Genomic DNA, 608 nt, shown 5'->3' with positions numbered 1-608 from the left:
GTACCAGTGAAGATATCAACAACTTGTCATACGCATTGATGCTAAAAGACAGCCGCGAAATTGTGGTTGCAAAAATGCAGCAAGTGACCGATAGCATTGTTGATTTGGCGATTACTCATGCTGACCAGCCAATGCTATCACGCACGCACGGTCAAACGGCCAGTCCAACGACCCTTGGTAAAGAGATGGCAAACGTTGCTTATCGCCTAGCCCGTCAAATCAAACAGATCGGTCAAGTTGAACTACTGGGTAAAATCAATGGCGCGGTGGGTAACTATAACGCGCACTTCTCAGCCTATCCTGATGTTGATTGGCAAGCACACGCTGAACAGTTTATTGACCAACGTCTAGCGCTAACCTTTAATCCGTACACCACGCAAATTGAGCCGCATGATTATATCGCTGAATTGTTCGATGCGGTCAAACGTTTCAATACTATATTAATCGATTTTAACCGTGATATTTGGCAATATATTAGCTTAGGCTATTTTAAGCAGCGCCTAAAAGACGGTGAAGTGGGTTCTTCAACCATGCCGCATAAAGTCAACCCCATTGATTTTGAAAATTCAGAAGGTAACTTGGGTGTGGCGAACGCAATGCTCGCTCAT

At 44.6% G+C, this 608-nt stretch carries 1 protein-coding gene; it reads left to right on the top strand.

Annotation, left to right across the window (positions count from 1 at the left end; translation table 11 throughout):
* On the top strand, window positions 1-608 hold a 608-nt coding region (locus V7D75_RS12420), incomplete at both ends, for a lyase family protein (protein WP_333614808.1).

Source organism: Psychrobacter sp. (genome assembly GCF_036731945.1).
In the GTDB taxonomy this organism is placed as follows: Bacteria; Pseudomonadota; Gammaproteobacteria; order Pseudomonadales; family Moraxellaceae; genus Psychrobacter.
This window is presented reverse-complemented; position numbering and strand designations above follow the sequence as displayed.